Genomic DNA, 16001 nt, shown 5'->3' with positions numbered 1-16001 from the left:
TAATACTTTATGTTTTTATTCCTAATCTTTAACCTTTATAGCTTCCAGTTAAAATTCAAAAAAGGCATTACCGGTAAAATACCATTACTTGCAAAGTTTAAAAACCCTATTTGAATACCATTTATCTTCCCTGCAATATTTATAAGCCCCACTTGAAAAAATGTTTCTTTAGAGTAATTGATTACTCCAAATTCATAATTTGAATTAGATTTTGAATAATTAAATATCCCTAATTTTAATCCTGTAAACTCATTTGTAAGATTTCCTGCTCCTATTAAAAGCCCCTTACTGTTCCCATCATGAAGATTAACAAGCCCTAGACCGGCCCCTTTAAATTCAGTGTTAACTTTATTAAATATTCCTGCTCCTAAAAATATTCCACCCTGCAGACCTGTGAATTTATCCACGTCACTGGCAAATATGTTAAAATCAACCCCTGTAACTTCTTCTGTAGTTCCAAAAAATACCGGTACACGTAGCCCTTTGACATCTTCACCTTCACCTATATTTAAAGTAGGAGTTAATCCCAACTGAAAATTTGTAGTCTCACTAAAACTTGTTATAGTCATACTGACCATTAAACTTAAAAATAATATTATCTTTTTCATTTTTTCCTCCTATAATTCTGTTTCAAAAAAGAATGTCACATTATTTGATCCACCATCTACACCGTTAATAGTCCCAAATATCCCTGATCTATGTGAAATTCCCATTCCAATATAGGTATCTTCTAGTTCATCTATCTTAGTGATATCCTTAGCATTAAAAGAAAGAGTAATATCTATATAGTTTAAATAATTAGAATTATTTTTATAGTATTGATTGTATCTTTCTAGGTTAGTAATATTACTTGTATAAGATAATCCTTCCGATACCCCCAGTCTTGTACGAACATATTTATCCCATGGAAACTCTGTCCAGTATATCTTTATACCAAAATTTATCTCATAGGTATTATCATTTGTGTAATAATCTGTTTCATCGCCGCTATAACTGTTAAAATGAGTAATAAAACTACTCTGTAAAGTTATGTTTATTGGAAAATCATATGGTCTCTTATATACATATCTTTCCACCTGTATTCCAGCAAGTTTTCCATCGTTTGGGTCTTTCTTTAAATCTTTAAAGGTCAATAAATCACCTAAATCTGATTGTGTAGCTATTCCATATAGTGGCCTGATTATATATTTATTCCCATCTACATCAAACGCCTTTCTATTCTTTCCTTCTCCCTCTGTCTCTCCGTAAAGATTCAAAGAAAGAAGTGTTATTAAAGCAATAATTATTTTTTTCATTATACCTGTATCCTCCCTAGTTTAATAATGTCATATGGAATTATTGTACCATAATTATTAAATTTATTTTTTAAGAAATTTATTTTTCTAGTGTTTTTTTATAAAAACTTATTTGATCATAGGTACAAACTTTACATAGGCTAGAGCAGTTATTAAAAATTTGTCCCTACCATTTTTCTCTATATAAAATAATTGTTGTGTGAATCTGCCTACAGGAACAATCATCCTTCCCCCTATTTTCAACTGTTTTATGAGGTTCTGTGGGATTTCTGAAGGCGCAGCTGATACTATTATCACATCATAGGGAGCCTTTTCTTCATACCCTTCAAAGCCATTTTTATTCAGCACTTCAATATTTTCATAACCTAAATAATTGAGTTTTTCTTTAGACTTCAAATAAAGGTCAAAGTTCACCTCTAAAGTAATAACCTGCTTTGCAATTTTAGATATAAGTGCCGCTTCATATCCCGATCCTGCTCCTACCTCTAAAACTATATCATTTTTTTCTATCTTTAATTTTTCCATCATATAAGCTACGATATATGGTTGGGAAATTGTCTGTCCTGATCCAATTGGAAGGGGATAATCATTGTAGGCAAACTCTACCTCTTCTTTTTCGACAAAAAGGTGTCTTTCAACTTCTAAAAATGCAGCTATTACTTTAGAGTCTTTTATTCCACGATAAAGAAGCTGATTTTCTACCATAGATTCTCTGAGTTTTTCAAACATTTTTCCTCCTTTAAAAATTCATCATTCTTTGAATTCAAATAATAGTAATCTTTTCTAAACTAGCATAATATTTATTTTTTCCACTTTATAAAGTAAAAAAAGCCAAAATAATTTCTTCAGCTTTTTTTATTTTTCTACCCTATTTTTCCCGTTTTCTTTAGCTTTATAGAGAAGTTTATCGACCTTTCTTATAATTTCATGCTGGTTTTCATCGACTACTTCTACAACTCCTAAACTTATCGTTGTTTTAATATTTTTATTATCGTACCTTATATTTTCAACTTCTTTCCTGATTCTTTCAGCTATATGAAAAGATTTTTCTATATTTGTTTCAGGAATAATAATAATAAATTCTTCCCCACCGTATCTTCCAAGTAAATCTATGTCTCTTAAACTGTTCTTTATAACTTTACTTATTTTTTTTAATACCTCATCACCTGTTTGATGACCATAGTTATCATTTATTCTTTTAAAGTCATCTACATCCAACATAACAATAGATGGTTTCTCATGAATTCTTATTGATTTTTCTATTTCTGAGCCAAGTTTTTCTAAGATATATTTCCTATTATAAATTTTAGTCAAACCATCTGTAATTGCTATTTTTTTAAATTTTTCATTGCTTAGATGCAGCTCCTTGGTTCGTTCTTTCACTTTTTTTTCCAATGATAAACTATAATCTTCTAATTTTTTTCTACTGATCCTTAATTTTTCATCCCTTATGTTAATCTGTTCGATCATATGATTAAATTCATCGATCAAATAATTAAATTCTAATTTAGAATTATTTTCAATTTTACTTTTATAATTCCCACGAGATACTTCTATTGCAGCATCTGATAATTTAATAAGAGGAATAAATATTTTTTTGGTCAATAAAGTCAATATAATAATGAGTAAAAGAACTCCCACTATAGTGATATCCCTAATAATACTATACCTATATTCAAACATGAGCTTATCTATCCCTTTTAGGTCAACCTTTATATAGAGTACTCCTACTATTCCAGATTTTGTCACTCTGCTATACTCCTTTCCCTTTATAGGAACAGCCACTTTAAACCGTCCCTCTTTAAAATTTATCTCCATGCTTCGTAATTTATTTTTTATTAATATTTCACTGACAATCCTTTCCTTTAATTCTTTTCCAACTTCCCTTTTATTATTAGAAGATATGATGTGATCTTCTGTATTATAAACACGTATTTTTTCTATAAAAGAGTAGGAACCAATATTTTCTGTCAATCTCTGTAAAGAGTTTATTTCTTTATTTTCCAAAAGACCTGATGCTGCCCAGTCTAATCCTGAAATAACAGAGAAGACCTGTTCTTTATATTGAAGTTTTAAATAACTATACAGAAGTTTATCTACGAAAAAAAATGATAAAAACATAATTGTAACTATTACGGCTATCAGCCCCATTGAAATTTTAAGATATAAACTGTAGAAGGATCTTCTAAACCCCTTACTCATCTTACTCATCTCCTATATCAATGAGAATTTCATCTGTATATATTTTTTCTATCTCTATCCTGTCAGAGATTAGATCATTTTTGAATAAAAATTTATCCATCTCCATCAATTTTTCTTTTAATTTTTCTGAACTAAATATCTTTTTATTGTCTTCTAAACTAAACATTTCAAAACTCTCATAGAATGATTTAAATTCTTTTGGTGTTATGTTTTCTTTAGAACTCATTATTCTATAGGCTTCCTCTGGATTTTCCTTTACAAATTTTTGAGCCTTATACCAGGCACGAATAATGTTTGAATAATCTTTCTTTCTTACCTCTAAAACCTCATTTCGGGCAAGTAAAACATCGATTATATACTCTGGTAAATTAGCTGTAGTAAAAGTAACTCTCCCTCCTCCTTTTTCAGCAGCCCGGCTCATAAAAGGTTCATATGTTAAACAGGCATCTACTTCCCCACGAATAAATTTTTCCATACTTTCTTTAGAAGTAGATGGAATTATTGTAACATCCTCCTCTTTTAGCCCTATTTTTTCTAACACTTTATGAAGTAAAAAATGCTCATCTGTTCCCAGTTCTACTGCTATTTTTTTCTCTTTTAGATCCTTTAGATCCTCAATGTAATCTTTAACTACCAGACCGTCTCCTCCCACTATCATATCAGCAGTAAGGATTATCTTTGCACCTTCTCCTTTTTTATCATAATAAAGAGTATTAAAATATGATGAACTTACTATATCTGTCTTCCCTAAATAAAAAGCAGTTAAACTATCTGCCCAGGTAGAAAACCTAATAATTTCCACTTTAGTATCTTCAAAATAACCCTGTTCTTCCGCTATATACCATAATTCACATGGTGGCCAATCATTAACCCCTATTTTTATGGGTTCCTCATATTTTTTGCAGGCAGTTAAACTTAAAAATAAAATACTTAATATTAAATATAATTTTTTATATCCCATTTTCCCTCCTGTATTTTTGCATGATATATAACCTATAAAATATTTATTCATTTTCTATCCAGCATATTATGTTATACAAAAAACACCCTAATATCCTTTTACTTTTATAAAATCGCGATTCTCCATTCAATAAATGGTTATTACTCAAAAAAGAGAAAATAAAAGTAATCAAAAGTATTTAATATTATGATATAATTGTCTCGAGGTGAACCTTATGAAACAAAATTTAATTTTAATAGGATTTATGGGAAGTGGAAAATCTACAGTGGGTAGAGAGCTGGCTAAAGTTTTAGAGATGAACTTTGTAGATACAGACCATTATATAGAACACAAAGAAAATATGAAGGTAAAAGAGATATTTGCTCTGAAAGGGGAAAAATATTTCAGAGAGATTGAAGCAAAATATGTTAAAGAAATTTCCAAAATGAACAACACCGTTATTTCTACAGGGGGCGGTGTTGTAGCATCTGATGCTAATATAATGCTTTTAAAAGAAAGCGGCTTTGTAATCTATTTAGATTGCACCATTGAATGTATCTATAAGAGGGTATCCAGGAGAAATACCCGGCCTCTCCTAAATGATGTAGAGGACCTGCATTCTCGTATTGTTGAACTTTTAGACGAAAGAATCGATAATTACAAAAAATACATGGACGATCAAGTCCATATTGATTCTAGAACTAACATCTGGGATACTGTGGATAAAATAAAAAAAATGTATATTAAATTTGACTAAAAAGGCAACGTAATGTTGCATCTAATTATAGTCACAATGAAAGTTTTTATAACCTTTAATTTATTGGTGAGTTTTATAATTTTTTTGGAGAATAAAAATACTAGGGGGCATAACTTATGAACAGAAAATTTTTAATGGATCTTTTGGATACTTCTTCACCGTCTGGAATGGAAAAAGAAGTTCAACTTCTTTGGCTGGACTATGTGAAAGAGTTTTCCCACAAAACAGAGAGTGATAATGTAGGCAATGCATATGCAGTTTTAAACCCAGAAGCAGATTTTAAAGTTATGATCGCAGCTCATGGGGATGAAATTGGATTTATGGTTAAAAGAATCGATTCTAATGGTTTTATCTTCTTGGAGAAACTAGGGGGGATCAGTCCCAAAATTGCTGTGGGTATGAAAATAAAATTCTTGGGTAAAGAAGAGGTTGTTGGAGTAGTCGGAGCCAATGCTGAGCACCATGGAGGAGTGAAAGAAAATCTTACTATGGATGATATATATGTAGATTGTGGTTTTAAAAATAAAGAATCAGCAATAAAATTTTTAAATATTGGAGATATGGCAGTTTACAAGAGAGAAACTGAACTTTTGCAGGAGAATAGAATTGCTGGTAAAGCCTTAGATAATAAAACTGGAAGTTTCATCATAGCTGAAGTTATAAGAAAGCTGGCTGAGGAAAACCTAGATATAGGAGTTTATGCTGTAAATACAAGTACTGAAGAAACTAATCAAGGTGGAGCTTATTTTGCTGGCTCAAAAATTAACCCGGATATGGCTGTGATTTGTGACGTTACCTTTGCTACTGACTATCCCGGGGTAGATACCAATGCCAATGGAGAGTTTTCATTAGAGGGCGGACCTGTTTTAGCTAAAGGAGCTCCTATAAATCTCAAAATTAATTCAGAGTTAGAAAAATCAGCTGAAGAATTAGATATAAATTTACAATATGAGCTGACTCCTAGAAGGACTGGTACAGATGCTGATACTATAAAATATACTGGTAAAGGGGTTCCTGTAGCTTTAGTTTCTCTGCCAATCAGATATATGCACTCTCCAGTAGAAACAGCTAGTTTTTATGATATTGAAGATGAAATAAATTTACTTACTCACTTTATTTTGAATTTAAATCCTAAAATTAATTTAAACCCAATTGAGGGGTAAGAAACAAAGACTATAGAATCTAAAAAAATTATTGATTTTTTTTAGGTTCTATAGTATACTTATTAAAGTAAATTAAACAGGGAAAGAAATATTTCTGTTTTAAAAAAAATTATTATAGGCGATAAATCAAAACATCCGTTTTTTTTTTCGCCTTTTTTTTATGTGTTAAATCTATTATTTTAGGAGGAGTTATATGAAACAAACTAAGTATATTTTTGTTACCGGTGGTGTAGTATCATCTTTAGGAAAGGGAATCGTAGCAGCATCTTTAGGTAGATTATTAGAGGAAAGAGGGCATTCAGTTACTATTCAAAAATTTGATCCGTATATCAATATAGATCCAGGAACAATGAATCCATATGAACATGGTGAGGTATTTGTAACTGATGATGGAGCAGAAACAGACTTAGATTTAGGTCATTATGAAAGATTTATCGACCAAAACTTAACTAAGTACAGTAGTGTAACTACTGGTAGAATCTACCAAACTGTTATCAATAAAGAAAGAAAGGGAGAATATTTAGGTAAAACTGTACAAGTTATTCCCCATATCACAAATGAGATTAAATCAAGAATCGAGATTGTAGGTAAAGAAGTAAACTCTGACTTCGTAATCACTGAAATTGGTGGAACTGTAGGAGATATCGAATCTACACCATTTTTAGAAGCTATCAGACAATTTAGATATGATGTAGGAAGAGAAAATGTATTATATGTTCATTGTGCATTAGTTCCTTATTTAAATGCCGCTGGAGAATTAAAATCTAAACCTGCACAACATTCAGTAAAACAACTTATGACTTTAGGAATAAGACCAAATGTATTAGTATGTAGAACTGAGCATACTCTTCCTGAATCATTAAAAGAAAAGTTATCACTATTCTGCGACCTAGATACTGATGCTGTGATCGAGTGTATCGATGCTCCTACTATCTATGAAGTGCCTATGAACTTAGAAGAAAATGGTTTAGCAGATGTAGTTTGCAAACAATTAGGAGTATCTAATGAAAAACCTGCTCTTACAGAATGGAGAGCTATGGTAGATAAGATCAAAAACCCTTCTAAAAAAGTTAAAATAGCTGTAGTTGGAAAATATGTAGAGTTAAAAGATGCATATATCTCTATAGACGAGTCAATAAAACATGCAGGATACCATCAAGATATCAAAGCTGAAGTAACTTATCTTCAAGCTGAGAATTTAGATTTAAAAGACCTTAAAGGATTTGACGGAATATTAGTTCCTGGAGGATTTGGAGACCGTGGAGTAGAAGGTAAGATAGCTGCAGTAAAATATGCTAGAGAGAATAAGATACCATTCTTAGGAATATGTCTTGGAATGCAGTCAGCAGTTATTGAATATGCTAGATCTATCATGGGATGGAAGGATGCTCATTCAGCTGAATTTAATTCTGGTACTGCTCATCCAGTAATAGACATAATGCCTGATCAAAAAGGTGTAGAAATGGGTGGAACTATGAGATTAGGATTATACCCTTGTAAATTAAAAGAAGGAACTTTAGCTCGTGAATTATACGGAGAAGAGTTAATCTATGAGAGACATAGACATAGATTTGAATTCAACAATGAATTCAAAGAAGAGATGGAAAAAGCTGGACTTATCATCTCAGGTGCTTCTCCAGATGGAAGATTAGCTGAAATTGTAGAAGTTAAGAACCATCCTTACTTTATCGCTGGACAATTTCATCCAGAATTTAAAACAAGACCTAATAGACCACATCCATTATTTAGTGGTTTAATTACAGCAGCATTCAGTAGAACAGAAAAATAAAAATCATTTGGCTGGGATCTCTCAGCCAAATTTTTGTCTAAAAATAAAATTTTATTAGCGGCAATAGTGCTAGTTAGTGATCAAAAAGGAGAAGATAATTATGAAAGATAGAATGATGGCCCTAGGCTTATATATCAATGAAAGATTGGGTAAAAATATAAATTTTAAACAGATAAAAGGAGATCCTATCTATAGGGGTGTTTTATTTAGTTGTATGAATGAAGATTATCTGGTTAGTAATAAAAAATCAGAAGTAATCAATACTATAGTTACTATGAGTAGAAAAAAAGCAGAGGATTATCCTCAAAAAATGGTAAAAAGATATACTCACACAAAATTTAGAAAAATTAGAGAGAGAAAACCTGTAGAATTTAAAGTTAAGGGGAAAAGTTACTTTATTATTCATCTATAAAAAATTAGGAGGACATTCAAGTCCTCCTTTTTTTATCTAGAAAATTACACCATCTCATAATATCAGCTAAAACCAGAAAAATTTAGACTATGCCTTTTTGGAGGCAACGTCATGTTCATTTTTTAATTGTTTCCAATATTCATAGAGATCTTCAACCCCTTTTATAAAGTATGGTAAAGCTAAATTTATCTCCTCCTCAGACCAATCCCACCATTTCATTTCTAATAACATCTCAATCTCGGCCTCTGAAAACCTTCTCCTTATAACCTTAGCCGGGTTTCCACCGACTATAGTATAAGGAGGAACATCTTTTGTTACTACACTTCTTGCAGCAACTACTGAACCATGTCCTATCTTAATTCCTGGCATGACCATAGCTTCCATCCCCAGCCAAACATCATTCCCAACTACAGTGTCTCCACGACTTTCGTAAGCATTTTCTATAATGGCAGGAAATGGATAAACTGAAACAAAATTTAAATTATGTGTTGAATTTCCTCCCATCATAAATACTACTCCACTAGCTATAGAGTTGTATTTACCTATCTTTAATTTATCAGGGACCCATCTAATATCTGCCAACTCTTTATCCTTAGGGGTTCCATAAAGATACCTTACATTATGATCCTCAAAATTCCCATCCTGATAATAGCCTGAATAATAACTTCCTACCCCTGCCTCAATATTTTCATTTGTTATTTCGTCCTTTATAAGTTTTGTATAAAACCAATGATCTTTTTTCATGATTCCCTCCTTTAATATTTTATATTTATATGATAAGCTTTAACCTAAGGGCAAGGTTCAAGGGGGAAATATGAAATTTTTTTTTACTATCGGCGAATTAGCCAAAATATTGAATATTACAACCAAAACACTGAGACATTATGAGGAACTGGGTCTATTGATTCCAGCTTTTAAAAATCCTATTACAGGGTATAGATATTATTTAAAAGAGCATATAAAGGAAGCATATATTATATTCTCACTGAAAAAGATGGGAGTTTCTTTAAAAAAGATAAAAGAAATTAAGAATAGAGGCGGCCTCCTAGATGAATTAATTATTATTTCAAAAAAAATAGAAGATGAGATAAAAAATTTAAAGAAATTAAAGATCGGCGTAGACAATCATATAGCAAAACTCAAATCTACTCCAGAGATCAACGAAACTTTTGAGATAAAGATAATTAAAGTATATAAAACTAAATTTGAAAAAATTGAATTTGAACCAATAAATATAGTGGAGAAACCTGAATTGTACCAGATAGGTATGACACTCAAGAAAAAAACTGATGAAATAGAGGGTAAAGTCTATGGATTGTTAGATGTAGATGAATTATTGGAGGGGAGATATAGCTGTAATGGTTTAATCCATGAACTTTCCAAAAATAAAAAAGCAGAAAATGAATATTTAATGTCTGGGGGATTATATATATCTCTAATCTACAGAGGTAATCCTAAAACATATAATGAACCTGCCATGAAAAAAATCAAAGAATACTTGGAAGAGAATCAATTAAAATCAGCTGGTAAAGCTTATGGTAGGGCTATCTTAGGCGCTCATACATCAAGTTCAGTCGATGATTATTTAAGTGAAATATTGTTTAAGATAGAGGAGGAATTATGAAAAAAACAAACGCTATGAGAATCCTAGATAAAAATAAAATTCCATATGTGATAAATGAATATGAATATGACGAATCCGATCTCAGTGCTGTAGCTATGGCAAAAAAAACTAAGGTTGATATCGATAGAATTTTTAAAACTTTAGTCCTTTTAGGAGATAAAACTGGCTATCTAGTAGCTTGTATCTCAGGAGAGATGGAATTAGATTTAAAAAAATTGGCTAAAGTCAGTAAAAATAAGAAAGTTGAGATGATTCATATGAAAGATCTCCTAAAAATAACAGGATATATGAGGGGCGGATGCTCTCCTCTAGGGATGAAAAAATCTTTTCCTACTTATATTGGAGATTCCTGCCTAAGTTTTGAAACTATTGTCATCAGTGGTGGAAAAAGAGGGATGCAGATTGAAATCGATCCAAATAAGTTAATTCAAGTTTTAAATATCCATGTAGATGATATCTCTATATACCTATAAGATTAACAATTAAAATAAATAGAGCTTTTCTTTATTTAAGCTCTATTTATTTCATCATATTTCATAAATCTTTCACATTGCTTTTTCCTATCATAACCCAGCATAATCCCTAATATAAAATCTTCCTCTGCTGTATAATCTACCAAATAATCTTTCCCAATTTTTTTTATAACTTCTACACACTCCTCTGCTCCAAAAAAAATATTGAGTTTTCCATTTTTTGTTTCATAGATCTTATAATTGATCTTCCTATTCCCTAACTTCATCTCAATCATCTCAAGGTTTTCTTTAGATGTTGTATGTAAAACTAAATTTCTTAATCCTTTTTCATATTCATATATATGGTGAACAAATACCTTCATCTTTTCCTCCTAATTATCTAAATATTCGCATACTTCGCAGATACTTTCTTTTAATTTATTTATACTACTTGAATGAACTCTTATTAATTTTATATCATTTTTCTTACAGACCTTATTACATGAAGTTGAAAGTTTATGACTTACTGTATTGGTAAACATTATACAGGCTTCGCAATTTTTTATCTTTTTCTCAAAATTCGGACAATTTTGATTATATATTTTACACTTAAGATTATTTTTCTTCATCAATCCCTTATATTCAAATTCTATTCCTTTTACTCCTCCAATTATTGCTATCATGTTTTCCTCCTAATTAATTTTGATTATCAAACTATATGTTAATCATTATATATGATAAATGAAACATTTGCAACTTTATTTAAAAAGAGATGTATAAAATCAACTAAAAAAGGAGTTTTCTTTTTAGAAAACTCCTTGATAATATTATTTTTACATAAATGAACTATAAAAAACAAATAAAAAATGTGCAGAAGATCCCGCTACCAATCCCGCTATAGTGTGACTGAATATAGCCTTACCAGTGAGATTTCTAAATTTTAAACTGTCCATCATAGCTACATGGGTACTCAAATAACCACTCCAGCACATCCCCATTGCTGTAAATACTGCTATTTCATTTCCACCAATCAATTTATCTCTCAAAAGCTGTGGTACCAAACTTATAGCTGCTCCTACTGCTCCTAGGGATGTAATAGGGAAAGCCAGCGCTTCTGAATGCTGAAATCCAAATATCGGTGTAAATATAAATGATAATTTATCTCCTATAAAAGGCAGTAATTTTATTCCTTCATAGGCTGCACCGGTATATCCATCTGGACTTGGTCCATTTGTCAGCATCATTACCATAGTACATATAATAAGAACTCCCGGGATTATTTCTAGTCCCATCTTAACCCCTGTTTTCCCGCCTTCTAAAGCAGCTTCTAGCCCTCTTCCAGTAACGCTTCCTTCCCTTACTTCACGGTAATTCAGTATATCTGCATTAGAGTCAAATTTATTATTTCCATCAATATATTCCTCTGTACCATATAGTTTTTTCGTAAACATCAACATAAGGTTTACACTGACTATACTTCCTATAAAAGCTCCAACATTCCCAAGTATTACTGGGACTATCAAACTTTCCCCTGCCACAGTACTCTGGGCTACCATGAAAGCCGAAACTACTAATCCCATCCCAAAAGATGTTCCTAAATTAGTCAAAGCCGGTAATTGGAATTTTTTAAAATATTTTCTAAAGCCCTTATCTTCGGCCAAAGTTATAACTGCAGGATTATCAGATAGATAAGTAGTTATAACCCCTAAGACTGCCGCCCCTGGTAGATTATAAATTGGTTTCATCAGTGGTGATAAAACTCGATTAACTATAGATATTACTCCAAATTCTGATAATACACCGGCTAAAGCTCCTGCTAAAACAGCTATCCCCATTATGAAAAACACCGTATTCAAGAGTAAATCATGAGCGGTTTTCATTATTGTGTTAATCATGTTTATTCCACCCATTGTATTGGCTGTGTAAAATACACCTCCAATAATCAATAAAATTGCAAGTATCCCCTCCAAACTAATGGATTTTTTGTACTTTTTGTTCATTTGTTCCTCCCTTTTTTTACAAAAAAAAATCTCCCTCCCAAATAAGATACACCATTGTGAACTTATTAGCAAGAAGATCTTATATTTTTACTACAATTTTGAGTATTCTACAGCTAATTTTGCAGCTAATTTTGCATTGTTGTAAACTAACTCAATGTTTGATTCAAGTGAATCTCCACCAGTTAACTCTTTTACCTTAGCTAATAAAAATGGCGTACTTTCTTTCCCTTTTATTCCTAATCTTTCAGCTTCTTCTACAGCTTTGTTAATAGCATTAGTAATCACATCAAAATCCATCTCATATTTTTCAGGAATTGGATTAGCTATTACAAACCCTCCATTTAGGTGTAGATCCCATTTAGCTTTTAAAGCAAGTGCTAATTCACTAGGCGTTTGAATATTATAATCTACCTTAAATCCACTTTTTCTAGTGTAAAAAGCAGGTAATTCATCTGTTTGGTACCCTACTACAGGAACTCCCTTTGTCTCTAAATATTCTAAAGTTAAGTTTATATCTAATATAGATTTTGCTCCTGCACAAACTACAGCCACATCTGTTCTTCCTAACTCTTCTAAATCGGCAGATATATCAAAACTTGTCTCTGCTCCCCTGTGCACTCCTCCAATACCACCGGTAGCGAACACTTTAATTCCTGCTATATTAGCGATTATCATTGTCGAAGCTACAGTCGTTGCACCATCCAATTGTTTTGCAATAATAAATGGAATATCTCTTCTACTGGTTTTAATAACTTTTTCTCCAGCTTTTCCAAGATAGTCTATCTCTTCCTTTGTTAATCCTACTTTTAATCTACCATTTAAGATTGCAATGGTTGCCGGAACAGCTCCACCCTCTCTGATTATATCTTCAACTTTAATTGCAGTCTCCACATTCATAGGATAAGGCATTCCATGGGAAATAATAGTTGATTCTAGTGCTACTACAGGTTTACCATTATCTAACGCTTCCATAACTTCAGTGCTGATGTCTACATACTTTTCATAAATTAACATAATATACTCCTTTTATTATAAAATTATTTTATTATTTTCAAAATTTAATTTTTCTATTGTTTTTTTTACCAAACTAGATGTTATATTTGGATTTATCGTCTCTTCAGAAGATATCGCCAAGATTGATGCTCCAATAGCAAACCTTATTTCTTCTTCTATATCTTTATTATTAAACAACCCATAAGTTAATCCTGCTACAAAAGCATCTCCTGCTCCTGTGGCTCCTACCATCTCCATTGTAGGTGGAACTACAATCCCCTCAATATTTGGAGTTTTATAGTATACTCCCTCTGCCCCTAAGGTAATAAAGACATTCTTTACTCCTTTATCTACAAAGTACTGACCTGCTTTTTTAAGATCTGCTTCACTATTTATAGCTATTCCAGATAGAACTTCAGCTTCCATCTTATTTGGTTTTATAGTGTGAAAATATCCCACCAAATCCTTTATTTTTTTAGCTTTACTTGCAGATACCGTATCTAAAATAAATGGCACATCATAGGTAGTTACCAGATATTCTAAAATTTCTGGAAGGTTGGCATCTATAATACAAAATTTTGAATTTTTAATGATATAGTCATTCTTTTTTATATAGTCTATATCCATATTTTTTAAGATATCCATATAAGATATAGCTACATTCATATCTCTTTTTTCATCCAATACACAGAGGTAGGTAGAAGTACTTTCTCCCTTAACCACCAAGGTATTTTCCATATGAAGATCTATTGATTTAGCGTGAGTGAGAATTTTTTTCCCATTCTCATCATCTCCTACAACACTCAAAAATTTAGTTTTTACCCCTAACCTTGTAAGATTTTCTGCAATATTTCTCCCTACACCACCTAAAGATGTTTTTACACTTCCTGGATTGGAATCTCCTAGAATAAGTGAATCTTTAGGATATCCCTGGATATCAATATTTGATCCCCCAACTACACAAATGTAAGATTCTTCCTTAGATAAAACATATCCCTTCCCCATAATCACACCTTTTTTCATAAGGTTGCTTATATGAACTGCTACAGAAGACCTTGTTATTCCAAGGTTATTTGCTATCTCCTCTTGGGAGATCATGGGGTTGCTTTCAATTAATTTTAAAACTTCCCTTTCCCTATTAGTCATGATCACTCCTTAATTAATGTTTATTTCTTAATATTAGTTTAATACACATCTATTGTTTTGTCAACTATATTTTATCTGATATATCTTGTGACATCTTAGATACTGCATCTGACAATGCCATCTCTGTCAATTCTTTTTTAGATTTTAATTTTCTTACATAGGTTCCCCTTCCCTGACTTTTGGGAAGATTCCCTGAAAAGGTAGACCATCTATAACTATCCTCTCCTACTCCGTCAAAAGTTCCTGATCCTATGATTTCACCGGTAGAAATATCTTTCATAGTATATGTAAAACTCACTTTTACACCTGCCGATTTATAAAAATCATGTTTAAAATATGTTTTTTTAATATTTTTTACTACGGGACCATTTTTAGTATTAGCCACATATTGCTCCGACCAGGTTAATGGCGTTATAGATTTTTTTATAGATTCCGGAGTTGAGGTTATATAATTTAAGTTTATTTTTATCCCTGTATTTATCATATGATCAACTTTATTATTTTCCCATGCATCTCTAAATTTTTTCTGATCAAGAGAAGTTATCCTTATAAGATCTCTTTTTTTACCCTTAGCAATATTTCCCTTCACCTGACTTTCTAGGTTATTTCTATACAGGCTAGGAGTATTTTTAGAAAATTCCATCATGGCTTTAACTAAAGCTTCTTTATAAGCTTTTTCACGACGATCTACAATATCTTTATACTTCGGCGATAACTCGACACCTCTTTCATAGAGAAAATACTTTTCTCTTTTTTCTCCCCTGTTTAACTTCCTTTCTTCCAGCTCATTTCCCGCACTATAGTATATTTCGCCCATTGTACTCTTCAATTTATACAGTTCCTCAATTGTTGGGATCTCTAAACTCAGTCCTAATTTTTGATGAACAAGATCATCTGCGTAATAATAATTATTTTTTAATTTTAGTAGATCTTCATAGGCATAAGCCTCTAATTTATAATCGGATACTTTTTGATACTCACCTATCTTTTCAACCGCCTGGTCCAGTGCCCTTGGATAAACATTTCTATAATTTACCATCCCGTCAAGATAATTAGGGTTTATCTTTATAGCATCATTTAATAAATAAGACGCTTTTATATAATTTCCCCTATCAATCTCGGAGATCGCTTTATTATTTATCCTCTCCTCCGCATTACTACACCCCATAAGGATCAAGCCTAACAACAATATAAATACTAACTTACTCTTTTTCATTACTACCTCCTA

At 31.5% G+C, this 16001-nt stretch carries 18 protein-coding genes; 6 read left to right on the top strand and 12 right to left on the bottom strand.

Going from position 1 to position 16001, the window contains the following annotated elements:
* Nucleotides 1–35: 35 nt before the first annotated feature.
* The 5 genes from K337_RS0113615 to K337_RS0113595 all read right to left on the bottom strand — a co-directional run bounded on the left by K337_RS0113615 (nt 36) and on the right by K337_RS0113595 (nt 4458).
* Nucleotides 36–608, bottom strand: coding sequence for a VC2662 family protein (locus tag K337_RS0113615; protein WP_028857091.1), 573 nt, complete (start codon nt 606–608; stop codon nt 36–38).
* A gap of 9 nt (nt 609–617) precedes the next feature.
* A complete protein-coding gene (locus tag K337_RS0113610) occupies nt 618–1295 on the bottom strand; it encodes a hypothetical protein (RefSeq protein ID WP_028857090.1) in 678 nt (225 codons plus the stop codon).
* A gap of 108 nt (nt 1296–1403) precedes the next feature.
* The gene (locus tag K337_RS0113605) at nt 1404–2024 is read right to left on the bottom strand and encodes a protein-L-isoaspartate(D-aspartate) O-methyltransferase (RefSeq protein WP_037029938.1); all 621 of its coding nucleotides are present in this window, start codon (nt 2022–2024) and stop codon (nt 1404–1406) included.
* A gap of 126 nt (nt 2025–2150) precedes the next feature.
* Nucleotides 2151–3497: a sensor domain-containing diguanylate cyclase gene (locus tag K337_RS0113600; protein WP_028857088.1), complete on the bottom strand. Its 1347-nt coding sequence runs from the start codon at nt 3495–3497 to the stop codon at nt 2151–2153.
* A gap of 1 nt (nt 3498) precedes the next feature.
* Nucleotides 3499–4458, bottom strand: coding sequence for an ABC transporter substrate-binding protein (locus tag K337_RS0113595; RefSeq protein ID WP_028857087.1), 960 nt, complete (start codon nt 4456–4458; stop codon nt 3499–3501).
* Between the two features lie 214 nt (nt 4459–4672).
* Here K337_RS0113595 and K337_RS0113590 point away from each other — a divergent pair, with 214 nt between their 5' ends.
* From K337_RS0113590 to K337_RS0113575, 4 genes are all read left to right on the top strand, one after another.
* Nucleotides 4673–5194, top strand: a complete 522-nt coding sequence (locus K337_RS0113590) for a shikimate kinase (RefSeq protein ID WP_028857086.1) — start codon at nt 4673–4675, stop codon at nt 5192–5194.
* Nucleotides 5195–5310: 116 nt separating this feature from the next.
* Nucleotides 5311–6357 (top strand): zinc-binding metallopeptidase family protein, encoded by a 1047-nt coding sequence (locus K337_RS0113585; RefSeq protein WP_028857085.1) that lies wholly within the window; start codon nt 5311–5313, stop codon nt 6355–6357.
* Between the two features lie 193 nt (nt 6358–6550).
* Entirely contained in the window at nt 6551–8146 is a 1596-nt protein-coding gene (locus K337_RS0113580; protein WP_028857084.1) for a CTP synthase, read from the top strand.
* Nucleotides 8147–8246: 100 nt separating this feature from the next.
* A complete protein-coding gene (locus K337_RS0113575; RefSeq protein WP_028857083.1) occupies nt 8247–8558 on the top strand; it encodes a hypothetical protein in 312 nt (103 codons plus the stop codon).
* Nucleotides 8559–8645: 87 nt separating this feature from the next.
* Here K337_RS0113575 and K337_RS0113570 read toward each other — a convergent pair whose 3' ends face one another.
* Nucleotides 8646–9302, bottom strand: coding sequence for a CatB-related O-acetyltransferase (locus tag K337_RS0113570; RefSeq protein WP_028857082.1), 657 nt, complete (start codon nt 9300–9302; stop codon nt 8646–8648).
* A gap of 70 nt (nt 9303–9372) precedes the next feature.
* On the opposite strand from K337_RS0113570, the gene K337_RS0113565 reads away from it, so the two are divergent.
* Nucleotides 9373–10182, top strand: coding sequence for a MerR family transcriptional regulator (locus K337_RS0113565; RefSeq protein WP_028857081.1), 810 nt, complete (start codon nt 9373–9375; stop codon nt 10180–10182).
* Nucleotides 10179–10655, top strand: coding sequence for a Cys-tRNA(Pro) deacylase (gene ybaK / locus K337_RS0113560; RefSeq protein ID WP_028857080.1), 477 nt, complete (start codon nt 10179–10181; stop codon nt 10653–10655). The genes K337_RS0113565 and ybaK overlap by 4 nt, the downstream gene beginning before the upstream one ends.
* A 35-nt stretch (nt 10656–10690) precedes the next feature.
* Here the strand turns inward: ybaK and K337_RS0113555 are convergent, their stop codons facing one another.
* The 6 genes from K337_RS0113555 to K337_RS0113530 form a co-directional block, all read right to left on the bottom strand.
* The gene (locus K337_RS0113555) at nt 10691–11017 is read right to left on the bottom strand and encodes a DUF2023 family protein (protein WP_028857079.1); all 327 of its coding nucleotides are present in this window, start codon (nt 11015–11017) and stop codon (nt 10691–10693) included.
* Between the two features lie 9 nt (nt 11018–11026).
* Nucleotides 11027–11317 (bottom strand): DUF2325 domain-containing protein, encoded by a 291-nt coding sequence (locus K337_RS0113550; protein ID WP_028857078.1) that lies wholly within the window; start codon nt 11315–11317, stop codon nt 11027–11029.
* A 150-nt stretch (nt 11318–11467) separates the two neighbouring features.
* A complete protein-coding gene (locus K337_RS0113545) occupies nt 11468–12634 on the bottom strand; it encodes a CD0519/CD1768 family membrane protein (protein ID WP_028857077.1) in 1167 nt (388 codons plus the stop codon).
* Nucleotides 12635–12724: 90 nt separating this feature from the next.
* Nucleotides 12725–13648, bottom strand: coding sequence for a pseudouridine-5'-phosphate glycosidase (locus K337_RS0113540; protein ID WP_211226111.1), 924 nt, complete (start codon nt 13646–13648; stop codon nt 12725–12727).
* Nucleotides 13649–13663: 15 nt separating this feature from the next.
* Nucleotides 13664–14773 (bottom strand): carbohydrate kinase, encoded by a 1110-nt coding sequence (locus tag K337_RS0113535; protein WP_028857075.1) that lies wholly within the window; start codon nt 14771–14773, stop codon nt 13664–13666.
* Nucleotides 14774–14837: 64 nt separating this feature from the next.
* On the bottom strand, nt 14838–15989 hold the full coding sequence (locus K337_RS0113530; protein ID WP_028857074.1) for a hypothetical protein: 1152 nt from the start codon (nt 15987–15989) through the stop codon (nt 14838–14840).
* Nucleotides 15990–16001 lie beyond the last annotated feature (12 nt).

Source organism: Psychrilyobacter atlanticus DSM 19335 (assembly GCF_000426625.1).
Taxonomy (GTDB): Bacteria; Fusobacteriota; Fusobacteriia; order Fusobacteriales; family Fusobacteriaceae; genus Psychrilyobacter; species Psychrilyobacter atlanticus.
The sequence above is the reverse complement of the archived record's forward strand: the minus strand, read 5'-3'. Positions and strand labels throughout refer to the sequence as shown.

Excerpts from the sequence above, each read along its gene's own strand:
- K337_RS0113615 (WP_028857091.1), bottom strand. The coding sequence starts at position 608 with ATGAAAAAGATAATATTATTTTTAAGTTTAATGGTCAGTATGACTATA.
- K337_RS0113610 (WP_028857090.1), bottom strand. The coding sequence starts at position 1,295 with ATGAAAAAAATAATTATTGCTTTAATAACACTTCTTTCTTTGAATCTT.
- K337_RS0113605 (WP_037029938.1), bottom strand. The coding sequence starts at position 2,024 with ATGTTTGAAAAACTCAGAGAATCTATGGTAGAAAATCAGCTTCTTTAT.
- K337_RS0113600 (WP_028857088.1), bottom strand. The coding sequence starts at position 3,497 with ATGAGTAAGGGGTTTAGAAGATCCTTCTACAGTTTATATCTTAAAATT.
- K337_RS0113595 (WP_028857087.1), bottom strand. The coding sequence starts at position 4,458 with ATGGGATATAAAAAATTATATTTAATATTAAGTATTTTATTTTTAAGT.
- K337_RS0113590 (WP_028857086.1), top strand. The coding sequence starts at position 4,673 with ATGAAACAAAATTTAATTTTAATAGGATTTATGGGAAGTGGAAAATCT.
- K337_RS0113585 (WP_028857085.1), top strand. The coding sequence starts at position 5,311 with ATGAACAGAAAATTTTTAATGGATCTTTTGGATACTTCTTCACCGTCT.
- K337_RS0113580 (WP_028857084.1), top strand. The coding sequence starts at position 6,551 with ATGAAACAAACTAAGTATATTTTTGTTACCGGTGGTGTAGTATCATCT.
- K337_RS0113575 (WP_028857083.1), top strand. The coding sequence starts at position 8,247 with ATGAAAGATAGAATGATGGCCCTAGGCTTATATATCAATGAAAGATTG.
- K337_RS0113570 (WP_028857082.1), bottom strand. The coding sequence starts at position 9,302 with ATGAAAAAAGATCATTGGTTTTATACAAAACTTATAAAGGACGAAATA.
- K337_RS0113565 (WP_028857081.1), top strand. The coding sequence starts at position 9,373 with ATGAAATTTTTTTTTACTATCGGCGAATTAGCCAAAATATTGAATATT.
- ybaK (WP_028857080.1), top strand. The coding sequence starts at position 10,179 with ATGAAAAAAACAAACGCTATGAGAATCCTAGATAAAAATAAAATTCCA.
- K337_RS0113555 (WP_028857079.1), bottom strand. The coding sequence starts at position 11,017 with ATGAAGGTATTTGTTCACCATATATATGAATATGAAAAAGGATTAAGA.
- K337_RS0113550 (WP_028857078.1), bottom strand. The coding sequence starts at position 11,317 with ATGATAGCAATAATTGGAGGAGTAAAAGGAATAGAATTTGAATATAAG.
- K337_RS0113545 (WP_028857077.1), bottom strand. The coding sequence starts at position 12,634 with ATGAACAAAAAGTACAAAAAATCCATTAGTTTGGAGGGGATACTTGCA.
- K337_RS0113540 (WP_211226111.1), bottom strand. The coding sequence starts at position 13,648 with ATGTTAATTTATGAAAAGTATGTAGACATCAGCACTGAAGTTATGGAA.
- K337_RS0113535 (WP_028857075.1), bottom strand. The coding sequence starts at position 14,773 with ATGACTAATAGGGAAAGGGAAGTTTTAAAATTAATTGAAAGCAACCCC.
- K337_RS0113530 (WP_028857074.1), bottom strand. The coding sequence starts at position 15,989 with ATGAAAAAGAGTAAGTTAGTATTTATATTGTTGTTAGGCTTGATCCTT.